Source organism: Abyssisolibacter fermentans (genome assembly GCF_001559865.1).
GTDB lineage: Bacteria > Bacillota > Clostridia > Tissierellales > MCWD3 > Abyssisolibacter > Abyssisolibacter fermentans.
Genome location: NZ_LOHE01000077.1, coordinates 48744 through 67299, shown reverse-complemented (window position 1 = coordinate 67299; position 18556 = coordinate 48744). Strand labels below are relative to the sequence as shown.

The following is an 18556-nucleotide window of genomic DNA, read 5'->3' as shown; positions in this document are numbered from 1 at the left end:
CAGAAATTATATTACATTGTAGTTCTTGTAACGGCTTATTCAGCATGTCTACTAAATCTCCGATAGTTTGTGTTTTGTCTTCTATAAATGTTTTTATTATTTTTTCTAAAACTTTTACCCCAAACTCATTAAAGTGTAGTATACTATCATACATAAGAAAGCACCATCCTTTTGTTAAATTTGTTTTCGCAAACTTATATTATCACAAAAGGGTGCTTTCTTTTTTTATTTTTTTCCTACAATAACTTTACGCTAACTTTCATGTACCATATAGTAATATAGTAATATAAAACACAACTACATCAAAAAACACAATAAGTTGCGTTCCTACATGTAAATTATATAATTAAATAGTCTATAATTTTTTCAAATATTCGTATTTTTAAAAAAACAGAAGTATATCCATCTGTTTAATAGGATTTACTTCTGTATTCTACTAGTATAAATAGTATTTTTCTACTAAACTATTTATTCATTTTACATATGCTTAATTCTACTACTGTATTTTTCGTAAAGATCATCATTGTTATAACCATCTTGGTTTTGACTTCCAAATACAGGCAAAGGTTGTCCCTCTTCTGATAATAATTCTAAAGTTTCTACAAGAATACTATCAACTATTGCAGCTCCTGCTATTGTTGATCCAGGTCCTGATTTTACACCATTAAAATCTAATAAGCTGTCTCCTCCTGGTACGCAATTATCTATTACTATATCTGCTAGTTCAAATAATCTCTTTCCACTGGAATGTCTTGACTCACAATTTTTTGAATGATCAAGTGAAGTAATTGCAATTAAAGTTAATCCTTCTTCTTTAGCCTTCATTGCCATCTCTACTGGAACACTATTTCTTCCTGAGTTTGATATTATAATCATAACGTCATCTTTATCGATATCATATTGATTCCATATTATCTCTGCTAATCCGCTTAATCTTTCTGTTAAGCTTCCTCTTCTGGCTCCTGCAGCTGTTGTAATACTATCATCTAGCATTGCATTAATATTAGCAAGTCCACCAGCTCTAACAAACATTTCTATACCAATCATATGAGAATGTCCTGTTCCAAAAACATGTATTATCTTATCCTGTTTGATTTTTTCTGCAAATATTTTAGCTACTTTCACTATATTTTCATGTTGTGTTTCTCCTACTGTGTTGATTAATTCATTTAATTTTTTTAAATACTCGTTTAATACCATTATCTTTACCTCCAATTTATTTTTAACTCAGATTACTCATATAATTAAATTATGAACAAAGTTCTAATTTGAATTTTCTAAAATGATTTAGGATTGATTACTACTTATTCTTTTTTAATTCTTTGTTAATATCTGATGCTATTCTTTCAGCCTTTGTACCAACAACTACTTGTATACTATTCTTTACTTGTAATACACCTGAAGCTCCTAAACCTTTTAATCCTTTTTTGTTAACTAATTTTTCATCATTTACATTTAATCTTAAACGTGTTATACATGCTTCAACTCTATCAAAATTGTCATAACCGCCTAAATATTCTATATATTTCTTAGTTTTTTCTACATCATCTAAATTGCTTATTTCATCAACTTTATTATTTAACTCATCATCATCAATAGGCTCTCTACCAGGTGTGTGTAAATCGAATTTCTTAATTGCAAATGTAAATAAGAAATAATAAATAATAAAGAAACCTATACCCATAGGTATCAACAACCACGGTTTAGTAGCTAAGCCCCAATCTAATACATAATCTATTAAACCTGCTGAGAATCCGAAACCATGTTTTATGCCAAGTATATATGCTATTGCTAAAGATGACCCTTGTAAAAGTGCATGGAATAAATATAATAATGGAGCTGCAAAACAGAAACTAAATAAAAGTGGTTCTCCAATACCTGTTAGAAAGAATGTGAAAGCAGCACTAAATAATACACCACCAACTAGTTTCTTTTGATCTTTTCTAGCTGTTCTGTACATAGCCAGTGCAGCAGCAGGCATACCAAACATAAATATTGGATAAAACCCTGCCATAAATGAACCTGCAGTTGGATCTCCAGCTAAGAAACGGAATAAATCTCCATTTATTATTTCTCCTGCTGCATTAGTGAAATCACCAAAGACAAACCATACTAAACTGTTTAAAATATGATGCAAACCAAAAGGTAACAATAATGAATTACATACTCCATATACTCCAACACCTAATGCGCCAGCTTCAGTAAGCCATTGTCCAAATGCAAAAATACCATTTTGTATAACCGGCCAAACATAGCCAAATACAAGCGCCAAAATAAGTGAACACGCACCACTTATTATAGGTACAAATCGTTTGCCTCCAAAGAATCCTAAATAATCTGGTACTTTAAAATCATAAAACTTATTATATAATTTTCCTGCCATATAACCTGAAATAATACCCGCTAATACACCCATATTTATATCTGCATTTATTGTTGTTGCTCCTTGTGTTAAAACAAAATATGAAATTGTTCCTGCTAAACCTGCTGCACCAGAACCATCAAAAGCTATACCTACAGAAACACCTATAGCAAATATCAATGGCAAATTAGCAAATATTGCTTCACCAGCTTTTTTAATAAACAAAATATTAAATATATCATCTGCTCCTAAACGTAATAATAACGCTGCTGCTGGTAATACTGCTATAGGTAACATTAAAGCTTTACCAATTCTCTGTAATTCTCCAAATAACTTTTTCATAATTTTACCTCCTTTAGTATTAGGTATTGTCAAAATTAATAATAAATCATCCATAAACTTACACTAATATACAATTATTAATCATTAAGACCATTTACAAATCTTTTAAAAACAATATGCTCAACTTATATATATAAAACTATAAATTCAAGCTTTAAAATTTAAATAAAATAGCTTTAGTAAAAATTAATTTATCTGACATCCTCTTTGTGTTTTTTCCCTTAAATACATTATTTTAAATTAAGTAACGCCTCCTTTCATAATATTTCTGGAACAGGCTACAAGACCTTAAAAATTGTTATTCACCAAATTTTAACTTTACTAGTTCAGTTAATTTGCTTATAGCTTCTGGTGCATCCTCTCCATCAGCTAAAATTTTTATTTCATCACCTTTTTTTACCTCTAAGCTCATTAACCCAATAACAGATTTTGCATTTGATGATTTACCATTAAATTGTACAAATATTTTAGATTCAAATTGTGATGCGTTCTTTACAAATAAAACAGTTGGTATAGCATGTAGCCCCATTTCATTAAGAATAACAACTGATTTTTCCATAGCATCCCTCTTTGTTTTATTATTAAACTCATATAGTAGTAGAATTTATAAATATGAGTTTTGTTCAATCAAATATTTACTAAATTTATTAGTTCGAAAATTGCATTATAGATTGAATATTGAGGCATCCTACAAGATATTTGTAATCCATTGGATGCCTTAATAAACAAAACCATGGCGCATGAAATTCAATTTTCATATTAAATCATAATTAAGCTTTAATTTTTACTTTTAACATTTCATCCTCATCATCATTGAAATTTTTACTGATACTATCTACTTTGTCCATGTTTGTTATTACTAAAATACTAGTTATATCTTTACCAATTTCTTTAATATATTTAAAATCAGCTTCAATGATAGCTTGCCCTTTTTCTACTTCACATCCTACTTCAACTAGTCTTTTGAATCCTTTTCCTTTTAACTCCACAGTATCTAAACCTATATGAACTAATATTTCTAGTCCTTCCTTTGTTTCAAGACAAAAAGCATGATTAGTAGGAAAAATTTGAATTATCTTCCCATTACAAGGTGCTTTTGCAACATTAGATGTAGGTATAACAGCTACACCATCTCCAACCATTTTATTAGAAAAAGCTTCGTCATTAACTTCCGTTATATCAATCCTTTCACCTACAAAAGGGGGCATTATAACTACCTCTCTTTTTTTTCTAAACAAATTCAACATCCTATGCCTCCTTATAAACAAAATTCTTTCATTTTTTCCAAATCCAATTTCATTGCTGCTTTTTTATCTATTATAAATGTCACATCCGGATGTAACTGCAAAACAGAAACTGGGATCTCAGGAGTTATATCACCACTAATTGCACCATAAATTGAATCAGCCTTTTCTTCTCCATTAGCTAAAAGGATTATTTTTTTAGATTGCATAATAGTTTTTATTCCCATACTAATTGCTTTAGTTGGAACATCTTCAATGAGTTCAAAAAACCGTGAATTATCCTTTATTGTTTGTTCATCAAGCTTAACCATGTGTGTAAGTGCCTCAAATTTTACATCAGGTTCATTAAAGCCTATATGTCCATTTCTTCCAACTCCTAGGATTTGAAGGTCTATACCTCCGTTTGTTCTTATTCTTTTTTCATATTCTATACATTCTTTTTCAATATCTTTTGCCATTCCATCTGGTATATTCACATGATTCATATCAATATTTATATGATTGAAAAAATTTTCATTCATATAGTAGTAATAGCTTTGATTATTATCCCTGCTCAAATTGTAATACTCGTCTAAATTAAAGGTTGTAACTTTATTAAAATCAATATCTCCCTGCTTATATAGCTCAATTAATTCTTTATACATCCCTAAAGGTGTTGAACCAGTTGCAAGTCCCAAAACACTATCAGGTTTAAGAATAAGTTGACTTGCTACAATGTTACCTGCTTTTTTACTCATTTGTTCATAATTGTCAACACAAATTATTTTCATTTTGTTTTCACCTCGTACACTATTTTTCCATCTATTATTGTTTTTATGGCATTTATATCTTCATCAAAAATAACCAAATCAGCAATTTTACCTTTTTCTATACTCCCTATTTTGTCATCTAATCCTATAGCTTTTGCTTGATTTAAACTAGCCATATTAACTAAATCAAACAACTCGAAATTTGTATTATTTCTTACATTTCTAACAGCTTCGTTTAACTTTAATATACTTCCAGCTAATGTACCATCTTCTAACCTTGCTGATGAATCATCTACTAATACTTTTTGTCCTCCTAAATCATATTCGCCACTTTTGAGACATCCTGCTCGCATGGAGTCTGTTATTAGAATTACTTTATCTTTTTTGTTTATATCAATAAAAGCTTGAAAAAATCCTGGATGAACATGTATTGTATCTGCTATTAGCTCACAATTAATATTTCTTGAAAAAACTGCTCCTACTACACCTGGTTCTCTATGATGAAGTCCTGTCATAGCATTAAAAGTATGTGTTGCATATGTTACACCATTATCTATAGCATTCATTGCTTCTTCAAAGGAAGCATTGGTATGTCCCATTGAAAGTCTAATATTTTTATTCCCTTTAAACTTATTGATAAATTCATTATCCTCATCCATTTCAGGCGCCATTGTTATTATTTTTAGAATATCCAAATATGGCTCAATAAGTTCATAATCTGGACTCATTATATATTTTTCATTTTGAGCTCCTTTGAATTTAGGATTTATAAAAGGTCCTTCCATGTGAGCTCCTTGAATTTTAGCTCCATCAAGTTTTTTATTCATTGCTTCTTTTATCTTTTCAAAAGCTTTCACTACATGCTCTTTTGACATTGTCATTGTTGTAGGTAAGAAAGACGTTACACCATTTTTTACTATTGCTTTAGATATATTATTTAGTGCTTCAAACGTACCATCCATAACATCTGAACCGCCACTTCCATGAATATGAACATCTATTAAACCTGGTGCAACATAATTACCTTGAGCATCAATGACTTCTTCAAATTCCTCAAAAGAATCAATTTCTTTTTTTGGCACTATATCCATAATTTTTTCACCATACAGAAGTACACAATCTTCTTTTATACAATCTTTTAGAATTATTTTTCCATTGACAATTGCTTTCATAAAAACATCTCCCATAATTTTATTATCTAAATTTTAATTTACTCCTAATCAGTTCCTTCATAGAAGTAAGCGATCTCACCAAACCTATGATCTAGGTTTTCTGTATAAAAAAAGGCATTAACTTTAAATAGAAAAATAATCTTTTCTACTATAAGTTAATGCCTGATTTAACAGTAACACACTTAAACCCTGATTATATATAACTTTGAATAATATGCAAGCAATTCTCATAAAATCATAAATTCTAGTTCTCTGCTCATAATTTTCTATTAATAATCTGGGTTACATTTTCATTTAATTTTTTAAACGCTCAATATGAATAGCCATATAGCCAAGTTCCTGTTCTGGAACCTCCAATTCATACTCTTTTTCAATTTTAGCTTTTATTTTTTCTATGATTACATATGAATCTTTAAATTCTTTCTTTATATTATCTAAAAGAGGATTTTTAATACATTTTTTGTTCTTGATTCTACTTAAAGTACTCTGAAGATGATTTATTAGTCTTTTATAACTATATTGTGTTTTGTCTAACTTTATATTTAAACCTTCTTCTATGATATTTATTATTTCATTTAATATTCTAGTATTTTTTACAGTTTCTTTTACTTTAATGTTTTTCCTAGATGAATGAAGATGCATTGAAATAAATCCTACTTCTCCAAGTCCCAAATCTAAATCCAAGTTTTTCTTAATCATTTCTATTCCTTCAGCTGCAATATCAAATTCATCAGGGTATAGTATTTTAATTTCATCAATAAAGGGATTTGTGATTTCTAATCCTGTCTTTACTCTTTCTATTGCAAAAGCTATATGATCGACAAGTATTATATGAATATGACTATTTAAATCTCCTAACTTTTGTTCAGATATTTGTATGATTTTTTCACATATTTCAATGATTTTAGGATCTATCTGTTTAACAAGTCTAAAATATTCATTTTTGATTCTTTCATCATTTGCTATAAAAGATCTTTGAATATTTTTATTAGGGATATATTCCTTTGAGTTTTCTTTCTTATTAAACCCTAACCCCTTACCCATGAGTATAGTTTCTTTTTTATTTTTTAAGTCATAAGCAAGAATTATATTATTATTCAAAATTTTCAATATTTTATAATTCTTTTTATTCAACGTTACACCCCCAATAAAACAAAATCTTCTATTGATTTATTATAGCTATAAAAAGATTTTACATTCAATATCGCGATAATTCTATATATTAACAATAGTTTCAAGAAGTTTGTAATTCCTTTTTGCTAAAAGAAAAGACGCAAACACATATACTAATACTTTATTTGTATTATTAGTATATAGGTTTACGCCTGTTTTGCAGTTACGTGCCTAATAGATTAATCATTTAATTGTATATTAATTATAATATATTCAGAAAACGTTTGTCAATAATTTTTTTGAAAAAAAGAGCAAAACAGGCTTGCTTATAGCTTAAACCAAAATTTGATCTATCCAATATCCATTTTCTTGAAATTTTTTATCCCCATACTAATAAAAAGTGAAAATATTATAATTGCAAAAACTATCATTGATATTGAAATACTGTTATTATAAAAACTCGTTCCAGCCATTATCAAATGACTCGGATATGCAAAGGGAAATATAAACCAAAATTTAGTTGCATTTATCATCATTGTTGGAAGTATTAAACATACTGCTAAAATCAATGGTATTAACATATTTTTAAATCTAATATTCAAATAATAATAAATAGCTACTATCGGTAATGAAACAGTAAACGCAATAAGTGGACTTGTTATGATAAATGATGGTATATGTTCTGGATGTATTAATAGTACTGCACTTATTACAATAAAAGCTATAAATATGAGTACATTTATAAGAATTATTATACATGTCGCTATAAACTTGCTCATATATAAGCTTTCTCTTTTAACTGGAAGTGAGAGTATTTTCTTTAAGTTATTGTTTTTATACTCTACCCTTGTTACTGCTCCTACTACAATAGCTATTAATATAGGAAAAAACACACCTCCATAAAATATTGCATTCTGCTCATATATACTAGACCAAGGATCATTAGCTAAGAACAGTTCTTTATATCTTACTACATTCATAAATCCTAATGAACAAAACAATATTGGAAATATCATAAAAATAATAAGCAATTTAGTACCTTTTAATTTATTAAACTCAACCTTTATTAATTTCATCAATCCTACATTTTTCATCTATCTTACATCCTTTCTATTAAAAATCTTTATACTTAATACTAATGACAGTACAATACAGATGCTTGAGCTAATGAGACTTCGAAGAATATAACAGTCATTACCTGGTGCTAAGCCTAATATAAAAGCATACGGTACAGTATCTATTAATAGTCTGCTTTGTCCTATTATTAAACTCCCAAAACATGCACAAAATCCTATAATAAGCGGTGTTATTTCGTTTTTAAATATCAAGCTCAAAAGCTGTTGAAAACTCATAAGTGCAGTTACTGCATACATTATTGATACAATATAAATACCTACTATTGAATAATTTACATTATTTAGCATATCGTTTATATTTGCTACTGTAAAAACACCTAAATACGTAAGTAATACTATTATTGAAACCCACACTGTACTAACAATTAACTTACTTAAAATTATATGTTTTCTTTTTATTGGTTTTGCAAGCATTAGTTTAAATGTATTATCTGCATTTTCTATATGATTAGATAGATAAACTATTATAATAACTGTAGTAGGTAGAATTATAAACCATCCATTTGCATAGAAGCTTTCAAATAAAACAGTCCTCCAGCCTTCATATATATCAAAAAACTTTTTACTGTTACTGACTATAGTATTTTTTCTAGCATAAAAATCTATAAAGCATAAACCAAACATAACAAATGGTATAAGCAAAGTAAAAAGATGCTGTGGACTTTTCCTGTATTTAAAAATTTCGGTCTTTATTAGTCTATTTAGCATTATTCCCACCACCATATTCGAGAATATTAAAGAATATTTCTTCAAGATTTTTATTAGGATTTGAATTTTTCAATTCATCAAGAGTTCCCTGAAACAGAAGTTTACCTTCATTTATTATTCCAATATCATTAGCTATGAGTTCTATTTCACTTAATATATGACTTGATATAAGAACTGTCATACCATATTTTTTAGGTAAGCTTTTTATTAGCTCTCTTATTTCATGTATACCTACAGGGTCAAGTCCATTAGTTGGTTCATCTAATAATAACAGCTTAGGCATTCCTATTAATGCTTGTGCTATTCCAAGTCTCTGCTTCATTCCCAGTGAAAATTTCTTGACCTTTTTATTTTTTACCTTTGTAAGATTAACTGTACCTAAAACTTCACCAATATTTTTATAATCTAATCCTAATATATCTGCTGAAATTTTAAGATTATCATAAGCAGAAAGATTGCCATAATATGAAGGTGATTCTATTATAGATCCTATGTTTCTTAAAATCTTCATTCTGTTCTTTTTGATATCCATATCAAATATTTTTACACTTCCTTTTGTAGGCTTTATTAACCCTAAAAGCATACCTATAGTAGTTGATTTACCAGCTCCATTAGGTCCTAAAAACCCATATATTAACCCTTCTCTGATTTTTAGATTAACATTATTAACAGCCACCATATCTTTATAGGCTTTTGTTAAGTTATTAGTTTCAATAATATAATTTTCCATAAAAATATCCTCCTATAATTTAATTTTTATAATCCAAAACTTGTGTACTAAACTAATAATAACTACCAAAGCTTAACTCTTGTTAATCACAACCTTAACAGAACCTTATTTTTGCTATATGTGTATTGATGTTAACTATAATATTTGCTATATTTAAAATATATAAATTGAAAGAGATGTGATTGTGCCGTGCAAAATACTATATACGATAAAAAAATACTTCTAGTAGATGATGAACTGGAATTATTACTCCTTTTAGAAACTGTACTTAAAAAGGAGGGCTTTACCAACATATACAAAGTCACAAATGGAGAAAAAGCTGTTGAAATGACTAAAAAGGTATCACCAGATATAATTATTCTTGATATAATGCTTCCTGATATTGATGGTTTTGAAGTATGTAAAAAGATAAGAGATTTTTCATATGTTCCAATTATATTTTTATCAGCTAAGTCTGAAGACTTTGATAAATATTTTGCTTTTAGAATTGGAGCAGATGATTATGTAACTAAGCCTTTTAGTCCTAAAGAAGTTGCTCTAAGAGTAGTTGCTAATTTAAAAAGAAATACTTATGTAAAAGAAAAAAGCAAATATAATATATTATCCTTTGATGAAATTTCCATTGATATAAACAGAGGTACAGTAACTAAGAATAACAGTGAAATAAGATTAACCCCAACAGAATACAAATTACTTGTTTATATGGCTCAAAATCATGATTATATTTTAAGTAAAAATCTAATATGTCTTAATGTTTGGGGTACAGATTTTGAAGGATATGATAATACTATAATGGTTCATATGAGAAAGCTAAGAACAAAACTAGAAAATGACCCTTCTAATCCTAAAATAATAAAAACGGTTAAGGGAATGGGTTATAAGTTTTCAACGCAAGAATTGGGGAATTAACGTGAAAAAAAAATATACTATATGGAAAACTAATATTAAAATTACAAATACATTTTTAATACTTTATCTTATAATGCTTGTTTTAATAATAGGTATAAATATAAGCATAGCAGGAATAGGTTTAATAAGCTTTCAACATGCTTCTAATTTTAATCCTGAAAAATTTACTAGAAATTTTGAAAAACATATAATACTTAATAACAATACTCTAGCTGTAACAAATGAAGGTAAAACACTATTAAAAAAATCTGATGCATGGCTTCAAATTTTAGATGAAAATTTGAATGAAAAATACTCTATATACAAGCCATCAAATATACCTTCAAATTATACAATGTTTGAACTACTGCATAATCACAAATATGATGTAAATAAGAATACTATATTTATTTATAATGTAAAAAATCAAAATGAAGAAAAAATGTATCTTATAGGCTTTCCTTTAGAAAAAGCTGCAAAACATACTTTGATAGTAAATCCCTCTGAATATTATAAGTTAAAAAATAATTTAATAATCATATTTATTATTGATGTATTAATCATTGTACTTTTAGCTTATATAGTACTTGCTAGAAAATTTGCAGCGCCTATAAACAATATAATAAATGCAGTAGATGCTTTAGCTCATGGAAACTACAGTAAGAAATATGGTGAAACTGGTATTTTTAAGCACGTTTTTTTTAATTTAAACAGCTTAGGTTCTGTTTTAAACAATAGTCTTGAAAAAAGAAAAGAAGTTGAAAAAATAAGAAATGAATGGATTAGTTCAATATCACACGATTTGAAAACACCACTATCTTCTATAAAAGGGTTTGCTGAAATTATGAAAAACAATGATTATAACTTTACAAAAAAAGAAATAATAAATTATTCCAATATCATATACAGCAAATCCATGTACATTCAAACTTTAATTGATGATTTGAATTTAACCAATAAACTGGAAAATAAGCTTATACCTTTAAAATTAACTAAGGTAGATTTAAACAACTTTTTAGTTGAAATAGTTATAGAGATTTTAAATAATCCTAATTACTCTAAGTATGATATTTCTTTTATAAAATATGATGCTGATGTTTTGTTAGACATAGATCAAGACCTAATGAAAAGAGCAATAGTTAATCTCATTGTGAATGCATTAAAGCATAATGATAACACTGTAAAAGTTAAGATATCTCTTACTAAAACAACATGCTTCAATATAAGCATAAAAGATAACGGTAAAGGCATAAACAAAGAAGACTTAACACATATCTTTAATAAATACTACCGAGGAACAAATACATCTTCTTCTATTGAAGGATCAGGGCTAGGAATGGCTATAGCTAAAGATATTATCCAGTCTCATAATGGAGATATTTTAGTTAACAGTACTAAAAATGAAGGCACAGAAGTTGTAATAAAGCTGTATTGACTTATTTTATAAAATCTTCTTCAATATTTTTTTTACAACTTCATCTTCATTTATACAATCTGTGTATATATGCTCATTAAAAATATCATTTTCAAAAGCACTAACACACTCATCTATTCTATCAAATGCCCATCCTTTAGACTCATTTTCTCTTTTTATGAGTCTGTTTTTTATAGTATCTCTTTTCGCAGTAAGACAAAAATGATAAAAATCTTTATCTAAATTCTTTAAATCTTGTATTATAAAGTTAAAATTATCTTGCTTATATATTGTCATTGGGATTATAAGATTTTTATTGTATTGAATCTTTAATCTCTTTGCTGTCTCTACAACAAGCATCTTCCATATTTCTATATCTTGAAAATCATCTGTTTCTTCTTTTTTTAACCTAACTCCCTCTGTAATTTTACGTACCATATATCCAACTTCTTCAGGATCAAAAATAAATGCATTATCTATTTTTTCACAAAGTTTAAAGGCTGTTGTAGTCTTCCCAACTCCAAAAGCTCCATTTAACAGAATTATCAAAATCTTCACACCTCACTATTTTTATAAATAAAACAATACCGAATCAAAAGCATATAAATTCTTCAATCCAGTATTGTTATTATCTAATTTTATATGTGCTAAACCTCTTTTTTAACTTGATCCTTATATTGAAGTTCATACAACTTATAATACATACCTTTTTTAAGAAGCAACTCTTGGTGACTACCCATTTCTCGTATCTTCCCTTTATGCAGAACTATTATTTTATCAGCGTGTTGTATTGTTGATAATCTATGTGCTACGACTAGTGTTGTACGTCCTTTCATGAGCTTTTGCATAGCATCTTGAATCAATAATTCTGTCTCAGTATCAATATTTGCTGTTGCTTCATCTAAAATAAGTATAGCTGGATTAAATACTAAGGTTCTCGCAAAGGAAAGAAGTTGCCTTTGTCCTGCTGAGAAAGTAGCCCCTCTTTCATAAACTTTTTCATCATATTTGTTAGGTAGCTTTTGAATAAAATAATCTGCATTAACATACTTTGCAGCCTTTTGTATTTCCTCAATCGTTATTTCATCATTACGAAGACGAATATTACTCTTTATATCACCTGAAAATAGAAAAACATCTTGAAGCATTTGTCCTACATTGCGTCTAATACTTTCTTTGTCATAATCTCTTACATCTACACCATCCACTAATATCTGACCTTTTTGAATATCATAATAGCGACTTATTAAGTTTAGAATTGATGTCTTACCAGCCCCGGTAGCTCCAACGAAAGCAACCGTTTCTCCAGGATTCACTTTAAATGAAACGTCTCTGAGTACATAGTCATCATTATCATAAGCAAACCATACATTTTTAAATTCTATTTGACCCTTTACTTCATTGAATTTTTTTGATTCTTTAGGATTATTTATTGAATCTTTAGTATCTAATACTCTAAATATTTTTTCAGCGGAAGCCATAGCTGACTGTAACACATTAAATTGCTCCGCAAGCTCTTGAATAGGTTGAAAAAACCTTGTATTGTATTGGAAGAAAATAACTAAAGTACCTATGGTTAATGTTCCTTTCAAAACCATATTACCTCCAATTCCTAATACAAGACATATTCCAGTAATATACATAGCATACATCAATGGTTTATATATGCCAAATAATATTATAGCTTTCAAATTTGAATTTAATAAATTTTTATTAATTTTATCAAATTCTTCATATACTTTTTCTTCCATACCAAATATCTGAATGATTTTCATTCCTTGTATATGTTCAGATAAGAAGGTATTTATTTTTGCTACACGTGTACGTACCATCCTGAAATTCTCTCTTGAATATTTTTTGTAAACAATTGTAATTACTAAAATCACAGGTACGATAGCTAAAACAATTAGTGTTAATTTAACGTTCAAACTAAACATCATTGCAATAATTCCTACTAATATAAAAATATTTTTAATAGAGTTTGCAATAACACTTGTATACATTTCATTGAGTGTTTCAGTATCATTTGTAACTCTAGTCACTAATTTACCAACAGGATTATTGTTAAAATAATTAATTGATAATCCTTCTATATGTGCAAATATTTCATTACGTATATTGTAGATGATTTTCTGCCCTGTTCTTTGAAGCAAAATTGCCTGATAATACGCTGTAATCATACCTACAATTAATAATAATAAATATATTAATACTAAATTTTTAAGTTTATCAAAATCCATTTTTCTAAGAATTTTTATATCTTCCTTGTTTAATAACTCAGCCTTATATGTATTACCATTATATTCCAAAGTCTTGCCTGATATATTTAATCCTTGTTTTGAATTTTTAGCACTTTTTAAAAGTGTTAAATCTTTAGGAGTTAATTCAGTAGTTAAATAGTACTTATCATTTATATAAATAATTGTAGCATAAGAAATATCTTTATTTAACTGCTTTATATCCTTTTCATCATCTTTTAAATCAATGTATTTAAGCCTATAATTTAAAACATCTATATCTCCATCTTCAGTTATAGCAAATGTCTTATCATATTTTTGAAATATTGTATCTATTGCTCCGCCTAATAAAAGAGGTTGAACAAGCTGCATTGCGGTTGCTAAAAGTAATAATAGAACACTAAATGCAATCATATGTCTATAAGGCTTTGCATAACCCATGAGCCTTTTCATAATTGCCGGGTCATAGGATTTGTATTCAATTTCATCATGATTATTCATATTTTCAACACCTCCTACGCCTCATCTTCTAAAGCTTTTTCAAGCTGCTGCTTTCTAACCATATCAGCATATAATCCATCCAAAGCAATTAACTCATCATTTGTTCCTTGTTCAATAATATCCCCTTCATCTATTACCAATATCTTATCAGCTTGCTTAAGTGTAGATATACGATGAGCAATAATGATTGTTGTTTTGCCCATACGTACCTGCTCTAGTTCGCTCAATATTTTTTCTTCTGTCTTTGTATCTACAGCCGAAACCGCATCATCTAAAATCAAAATAGATGGATCCTTTATTAATGCTCTTGCAATGGAAACTCTTTGCTTCTGTCCACCTGATAAAGTAGTTCCTCTTTCTCCTATTATAGTTTCATATTTATCAGGGAAATCTACTATATTGTCATGAACATCTGACATGTTTGCAGCTTTTTCCACTTGACTTTGATTTTTATCCCTTGCTCCAAACAGTATATTGTTCTTAATAGTATTTGAAAATAAATAATTATCTTGAGGCACATAACCTATCTCTCTACGTAAAGTTTTCAATGGAATATCTAAAATATCCACTCCATCAATAAATAAAGTTGATTTTTTAGGATTATAAAGACGAAGTAATAAATTTACAAATGTTGTTTTTCCACTTCCTGTACGTCCAATTATTCCAATTGTTTGACCTTGCTTTATTTCAACTTTAATATCTTTTAAAGCTCCCTTTTGACCATTTGGATAATCAAAAGTAAGATTATCAAATTTTATATTTCCTTTAAGTTTATCAAATTTAACCATGGTATTTGAATCCACAATTTCGGGCTTAACATCTAAGATATTTTGAATTCTTTTTGCTGATGTAAAGCCTTGAGAAAACATGTTGATAGTCATACTAAATGCCATCATAGGCCATACAAGCATTCCAAGATACTGTGTGAAAGCAATAAATTGACCTAATGAAATACTACCTATCATTGTTAAATAACCACCATACCCGATAGTTAGCATTGTACTTAATCCACTAATTAGTGTTATAAATGGATGTAAAAAAGCAAATAGTTTTACAACCTGAATATTTTTAGTAAAGTTATATTTATTTACTTCATCAAATGCATTTCTTTCATTACTCTCTTGAGTAAAGGCTTTTATAACACGTATGCCAGAAATATTTTCTTGTACTTGTTCACTCATTTTAGAGAAAGCTTCTTGTTTTGCTCTAAATCGATTTATCATTACTTTTCCAAACCCAACACCAAATACCGCTATAAATGGTAATGGTATTACGGCTACAAGAGTAAGACTAATTGAAATATCATTAATCATTCTATAGATAACTAATGAAATAAGTATAGTAAAATCAAAAGCAAACAAAAGACCTTGACCTAATGCCATTCTAACTGTATTCAAGTCATTTGTGGCATGAGCCATAAGGTCACCAGTTTTATTTTGATTAAAATATCGTAAGGATAGTTTTTCTAAATGTTTAAAAAAATCGTTACGTAAATGATACTCAATCTTTCTTGCAGTTCCAAAAATAAAATAACGCCAAATGAATCGACCTATAATAATGATAACTGCAATCGATACTAATTTGTAAAGGGACTGATATATATCTTGATTAGTATAAATACCTAATGAAATACCATCAGTCGTAGCACCTATAATAGCAGGAATCTTAACTTGAAAATAATCCACAATGAAAAGTCCTACTACTCCAATTAAGTATAATAAAAAATACTTCTTTATATATGGTTTTATGCATTTTACGACCATTCCATCACCCTTTCTTTTATGAATTTACCTTAATAATTATCTAACCATTATAATTCCAGATTATTCATAGAAAATTGCGAGCTGTGAATCGCTTACTCCTATGAAGAAACTAAATAAGAGATTTATAAATAAGATTACATCTGATTATAAAAAACACCATTAAATGAACCTCATCATATCATTCACAATAACATGAATAATCATGGATAATTCACACATTATTTTTTAACTTTCATTAACTAGAATAATATAGATGGACATCTAAATTAAGGTTTAATTCTTCCAATATAACTATTATAAACTAAAAAATTCTAGATGTCATTTTTTGATTATAAGTTAATCTAATATTTTCACTAAAAACCTGTACTTCAGAATAATGTTACGAAAAAATAATCATTTCCCACTCTACTATTTCGTATGTATATAAATTTCTTGAAATTAAAGGATCTGCTTCTGAAATTTTAATTGCTTCATCTAAATCACTTGCAGCAAAAACAATCATTCCACCTGCTTTCTTTTTAAATCCTCCACCCATGAAAAATCTCTCTTTTGATACTCCTTGAAGATATTTTATATGATCAAGAAAATCTTGTCTATTAACCTGAGCTCCTTCTACTTTGTGATCTATCCTAACGTACAATATATCTCCTTTTTTTATATTTACCACCTCTTACCAGTTATTTATTTTATTATAATTTGTACTATATTAAATTTTTATATTACTCTTTTTCTTTGTTTTCCATTTACATAGATATATCTCTTCAATAATAATAGACGGAATATAAATATTTTATCCGAACATTTGTTCTAAGTCAATACTTATTTTATTATCTCTTCTTTTTTACATATTTAATTATTTTATTGTAAATATATATCTAATATAATATTATTTATAATAAATTAGGTTTTTTTTGACATATTCCAGGTATTTTATGATATAATAAATTTAAGTTTATAATGAAATAAAAGGTAAAGGTGATTTTATGGAATTATTAATAAATTTAGACATAAATATTTTAGCTTTTATTCTACTTATTATTATTTGTACAAACCTTAAAAGAAATAATTCTTGCTTTTTTAGTAAAAATAAACTTTTTATTTTTCTTATTATAATTAATTGCTTGTTAATACTTTTAGGAAGTTTTAAATGGATTATAGAAAATACTAATTTTTTTGCTAATGAAACAGCACATTTTGTTATAAATACTATATATTATATGCTATTTGCCTTTCCTGCATCATTTTTGGGTTTGTACATTGATTATCAGGTACATCAAAGCAAAATAAGAATGAAAAAATTAATTATACCATATTTAATACCAATTATGATTAATTCTATACTTGTTTTAACAAATACTTTTCATAAAGCTCTTTTTTATTTTGACAATAGTAATAATTTAAAATTAGGTAATTTATATACCTTATTTATAGCACTAAGCTATATTATGTTATTGCTATCTTTTGTAAATATATCTTTTAATAGAAATAAAATTGAAAAAAGAAACTTACAATCTTTATTGCTTATTTTATTTCCTCCTATGATATGCTGTATTCTACAAATTATATTTTACAAACTATCTTTAATTTGGTGTGGGATGACTATTTCTACTATATTAATTTTTTTACAATTACGCAATCAAATCATAAATTTAGACTATTTAACAAATGCCTATAATAGACAATATTTAGATTACTATTTAGAAAGTAAAATAAAAAATATAAACCCATCAAAAAGTTTTGCTGGTATAATGATTGATGCAGACAATTTCAAACTTATAAATGATTGTTATGGACATACTGAAGGTGATGAAGCATTAAAAACGATTGTTAAGATAATAAAGGAATGTTTTAAACCATGTGATTTTATTTCTAGATATGCTGGAGATGAATTTGTTATTATTGTAAATTTTAAAAAAGAAGATGATCTAAAAAAAATAATTACTAAAATAAAAAATAAATTGCATAGTTATAATATGCTTAATATTAAACCATATAATTTAAGTGTTAGTGCAGGATATGGAATATATAGATATAACTCAAATATGAAAACAGAAGAATTTATAAAACATATAGATGCTTGTATGTATTTGGAAAAGAAAAGGAAAAAAGAAAGTAGAAATTATTATAAATTTGATATATCTAATAATTCTTAGAAGCTAAAAATTAATCTAAAACATTTAAAACTCACGGCTATACA

17 protein-coding genes are annotated in these 18556 nt (G+C 27.4%); 3 read left to right on the top strand and 14 right to left on the bottom strand.

Annotated elements, in window-relative coordinates; translation table 11 throughout:
• Positions 1 to 477 precede the first annotated feature (477 nt).
• The 10 genes from AYC61_RS15140 to AYC61_RS15095 form a co-directional block, all read right to left on the bottom strand.
• A complete protein-coding gene (locus AYC61_RS15140; protein ID WP_066504210.1) occupies positions 478 to 1200 on the bottom strand; it encodes a sugar isomerase domain-containing protein in 723 nt (240 codons plus the stop codon).
• Between the two features lie 100 nt (positions 1201 to 1300).
• Positions 1301 to 2704: an N-acetylglucosamine-specific PTS transporter subunit IIBC gene (gene nagE, locus AYC61_RS15135; protein ID WP_066504209.1), complete on the bottom strand. Its 1404-nt coding sequence runs from the start codon at positions 2702 to 2704 to the stop codon at positions 1301 to 1303.
• Between the two features lie 298 nt (positions 2705 to 3002).
• Entirely contained in the window at positions 3003 to 3263 is a 261-nt protein-coding gene (locus AYC61_RS15130) for an HPr family phosphocarrier protein (protein ID WP_066504206.1), read from the bottom strand.
• 211 nt (positions 3264 to 3474) lie between these two features.
• The gene (locus AYC61_RS15125) at positions 3475 to 3951 is read right to left on the bottom strand and encodes a PTS sugar transporter subunit IIA (protein ID WP_066504204.1); all 477 of its coding nucleotides are present in this window, start codon (positions 3949 to 3951) and stop codon (positions 3475 to 3477) included.
• Between the two features lie 11 nt (positions 3952 to 3962).
• Positions 3963 to 4718 carry a glucosamine-6-phosphate deaminase gene (gene nagB, locus AYC61_RS15120; RefSeq protein WP_066504202.1) on the bottom strand — a complete coding sequence of 252 codons (756 nt, stop codon included), beginning with the start codon at positions 4716 to 4718 and terminating at the stop codon, positions 3963 to 3965.
• The gene (gene nagA, locus AYC61_RS15115) at positions 4715 to 5869 is read right to left on the bottom strand and encodes an N-acetylglucosamine-6-phosphate deacetylase (RefSeq protein WP_066504199.1); all 1155 of its coding nucleotides are present in this window, start codon (positions 5867 to 5869) and stop codon (positions 4715 to 4717) included. Before nagA ends, nagB begins: the two co-directional genes overlap by 4 nt.
• A 294-nt stretch (positions 5870 to 6163) precedes the next feature.
• Positions 6164 to 7003 carry a PRD domain-containing protein gene (locus AYC61_RS15110; RefSeq protein ID WP_066504194.1) on the bottom strand — a complete coding sequence of 280 codons (840 nt, stop codon included), beginning with the start codon at positions 7001 to 7003 and terminating at the stop codon, positions 6164 to 6166.
• A gap of 329 nt (positions 7004 to 7332) precedes the next feature.
• Positions 7333 to 8076: an ABC transporter permease gene (locus AYC61_RS15105; protein WP_066504189.1), complete on the bottom strand. Its 744-nt coding sequence runs from the start codon at positions 8074 to 8076 to the stop codon at positions 7333 to 7335.
• Positions 8077 to 8826, bottom strand: a complete 750-nt coding sequence (locus AYC61_RS15100; RefSeq protein ID WP_066504184.1) for an ABC transporter permease — start codon at positions 8824 to 8826, stop codon at positions 8077 to 8079.
• A complete protein-coding gene (locus AYC61_RS15095) occupies positions 8816 to 9556 on the bottom strand; it encodes an ABC transporter ATP-binding protein (protein WP_066504181.1) in 741 nt (246 codons plus the stop codon). The genes AYC61_RS15100 and AYC61_RS15095 overlap by 11 nt, the downstream gene beginning before the upstream one ends.
• Before the next feature lie 189 nt (positions 9557 to 9745).
• Between AYC61_RS15095 and AYC61_RS15090 the strand changes: the two genes are divergently transcribed.
• Together AYC61_RS15090 and AYC61_RS15085 are read left to right on the top strand one after the other, a co-directional pair.
• Positions 9746 to 10465 carry a response regulator transcription factor gene (locus tag AYC61_RS15090; protein WP_066504179.1) on the top strand — a complete coding sequence of 240 codons (720 nt, stop codon included), beginning with the start codon at positions 9746 to 9748 and terminating at the stop codon, positions 10463 to 10465.
• 1 nt (position 10466) lies between these two features.
• Positions 10467 to 11879, top strand: a complete 1413-nt coding sequence (locus tag AYC61_RS15085; RefSeq protein WP_066504177.1) for a sensor histidine kinase — start codon at positions 10467 to 10469, stop codon at positions 11877 to 11879.
• A 6-nt stretch (positions 11880 to 11885) separates the two neighbouring features.
• On the opposite strand, the gene AYC61_RS15080 is transcribed toward AYC61_RS15085, so the two are convergent.
• From AYC61_RS15080 to AYC61_RS15065, 4 genes are all read right to left on the bottom strand, one after another.
• Positions 11886 to 12407, bottom strand: a complete 522-nt coding sequence (locus AYC61_RS15080) for an AAA family ATPase (protein ID WP_066504173.1) — start codon at positions 12405 to 12407, stop codon at positions 11886 to 11888.
• 98 nt (positions 12408 to 12505) lie between these two features.
• Entirely contained in the window at positions 12506 to 14596 is a 2091-nt protein-coding gene (locus AYC61_RS15075) for an ABC transporter ATP-binding protein (protein ID WP_066504168.1), read from the bottom strand.
• 14 nt (positions 14597 to 14610) lie between these two features.
• Entirely contained in the window at positions 14611 to 16359 is a 1749-nt protein-coding gene (locus tag AYC61_RS15070) for an ABC transporter ATP-binding protein (protein ID WP_066504166.1), read from the bottom strand.
• A gap of 379 nt (positions 16360 to 16738) precedes the next feature.
• The gene (locus tag AYC61_RS15065) at positions 16739 to 16999 is read right to left on the bottom strand and encodes a YciI family protein (protein ID WP_242866810.1); all 261 of its coding nucleotides are present in this window, start codon (positions 16997 to 16999) and stop codon (positions 16739 to 16741) included.
• A 343-nt stretch (positions 17000 to 17342) separates the two neighbouring features.
• On the opposite strand from AYC61_RS15065, the gene AYC61_RS15060 reads away from it, so the two are divergent.
• Positions 17343 to 18512 carry a GGDEF domain-containing protein gene (locus AYC61_RS15060; RefSeq protein ID WP_066504160.1) on the top strand — a complete coding sequence of 390 codons (1170 nt, stop codon included), beginning with the start codon at positions 17343 to 17345 and terminating at the stop codon, positions 18510 to 18512.
• Positions 18513 to 18556 lie beyond the last annotated feature (44 nt).

What these genes read in the sequence shown, in the direction of transcription:
- AYC61_RS15140 (WP_066504210.1), bottom strand. Translation starts at nt 1,200, where the DNA reads ATGGTATTAAACGAGTATTTAAAAAAATTAAATGAATTAATCAACACA.
- AYC61_RS15130 (WP_066504206.1), bottom strand. Translation starts at nt 3,263, where the DNA reads ATGGAAAAATCAGTTGTTATTCTTAATGAAATGGGGCTACATGCTATA.
- nagE (WP_066504209.1), bottom strand. Translation starts at nt 2,704, where the DNA reads ATGAAAAAGTTATTTGGAGAATTACAGAGAATTGGTAAAGCTTTAATG.
- AYC61_RS15095 (WP_066504181.1), bottom strand. Translation starts at nt 9,556, where the DNA reads ATGGAAAATTATATTATTGAAACTAATAACTTAACAAAAGCCTATAAA.
- AYC61_RS15070 (WP_066504166.1), bottom strand. Translation starts at nt 16,359, where the DNA reads ATGGTCGTAAAATGCATAAAACCATATATAAAGAAGTATTTTTTATTA.
- nagB (WP_066504202.1), bottom strand. Translation starts at nt 4,718, where the DNA reads ATGAAAATAATTTGTGTTGACAATTATGAACAAATGAGTAAAAAAGCA.
- AYC61_RS15100 (WP_066504184.1), bottom strand. Translation starts at nt 8,826, where the DNA reads ATGCTAAATAGACTAATAAAGACCGAAATTTTTAAATACAGGAAAAGT.
- AYC61_RS15105 (WP_066504189.1), bottom strand. Translation starts at nt 8,076, where the DNA reads ATGAAAAATGTAGGATTGATGAAATTAATAAAGGTTGAGTTTAATAAA.
- nagA (WP_066504199.1), bottom strand. Translation starts at nt 5,869, where the DNA reads ATGAAAGCAATTGTCAATGGAAAAATAATTCTAAAAGATTGTATAAAA.
- AYC61_RS15060 (WP_066504160.1), top strand. Translation starts at nt 17,343, where the DNA reads ATGGAATTATTAATAAATTTAGACATAAATATTTTAGCTTTTATTCTA.
- AYC61_RS15075 (WP_066504168.1), bottom strand. Translation starts at nt 14,596, where the DNA reads ATGAATAATCATGATGAAATTGAATACAAATCCTATGACCCGGCAATT.
- AYC61_RS15125 (WP_066504204.1), bottom strand. Translation starts at nt 3,951, where the DNA reads ATGTTGAATTTGTTTAGAAAAAAAAGAGAGGTAGTTATAATGCCCCCT.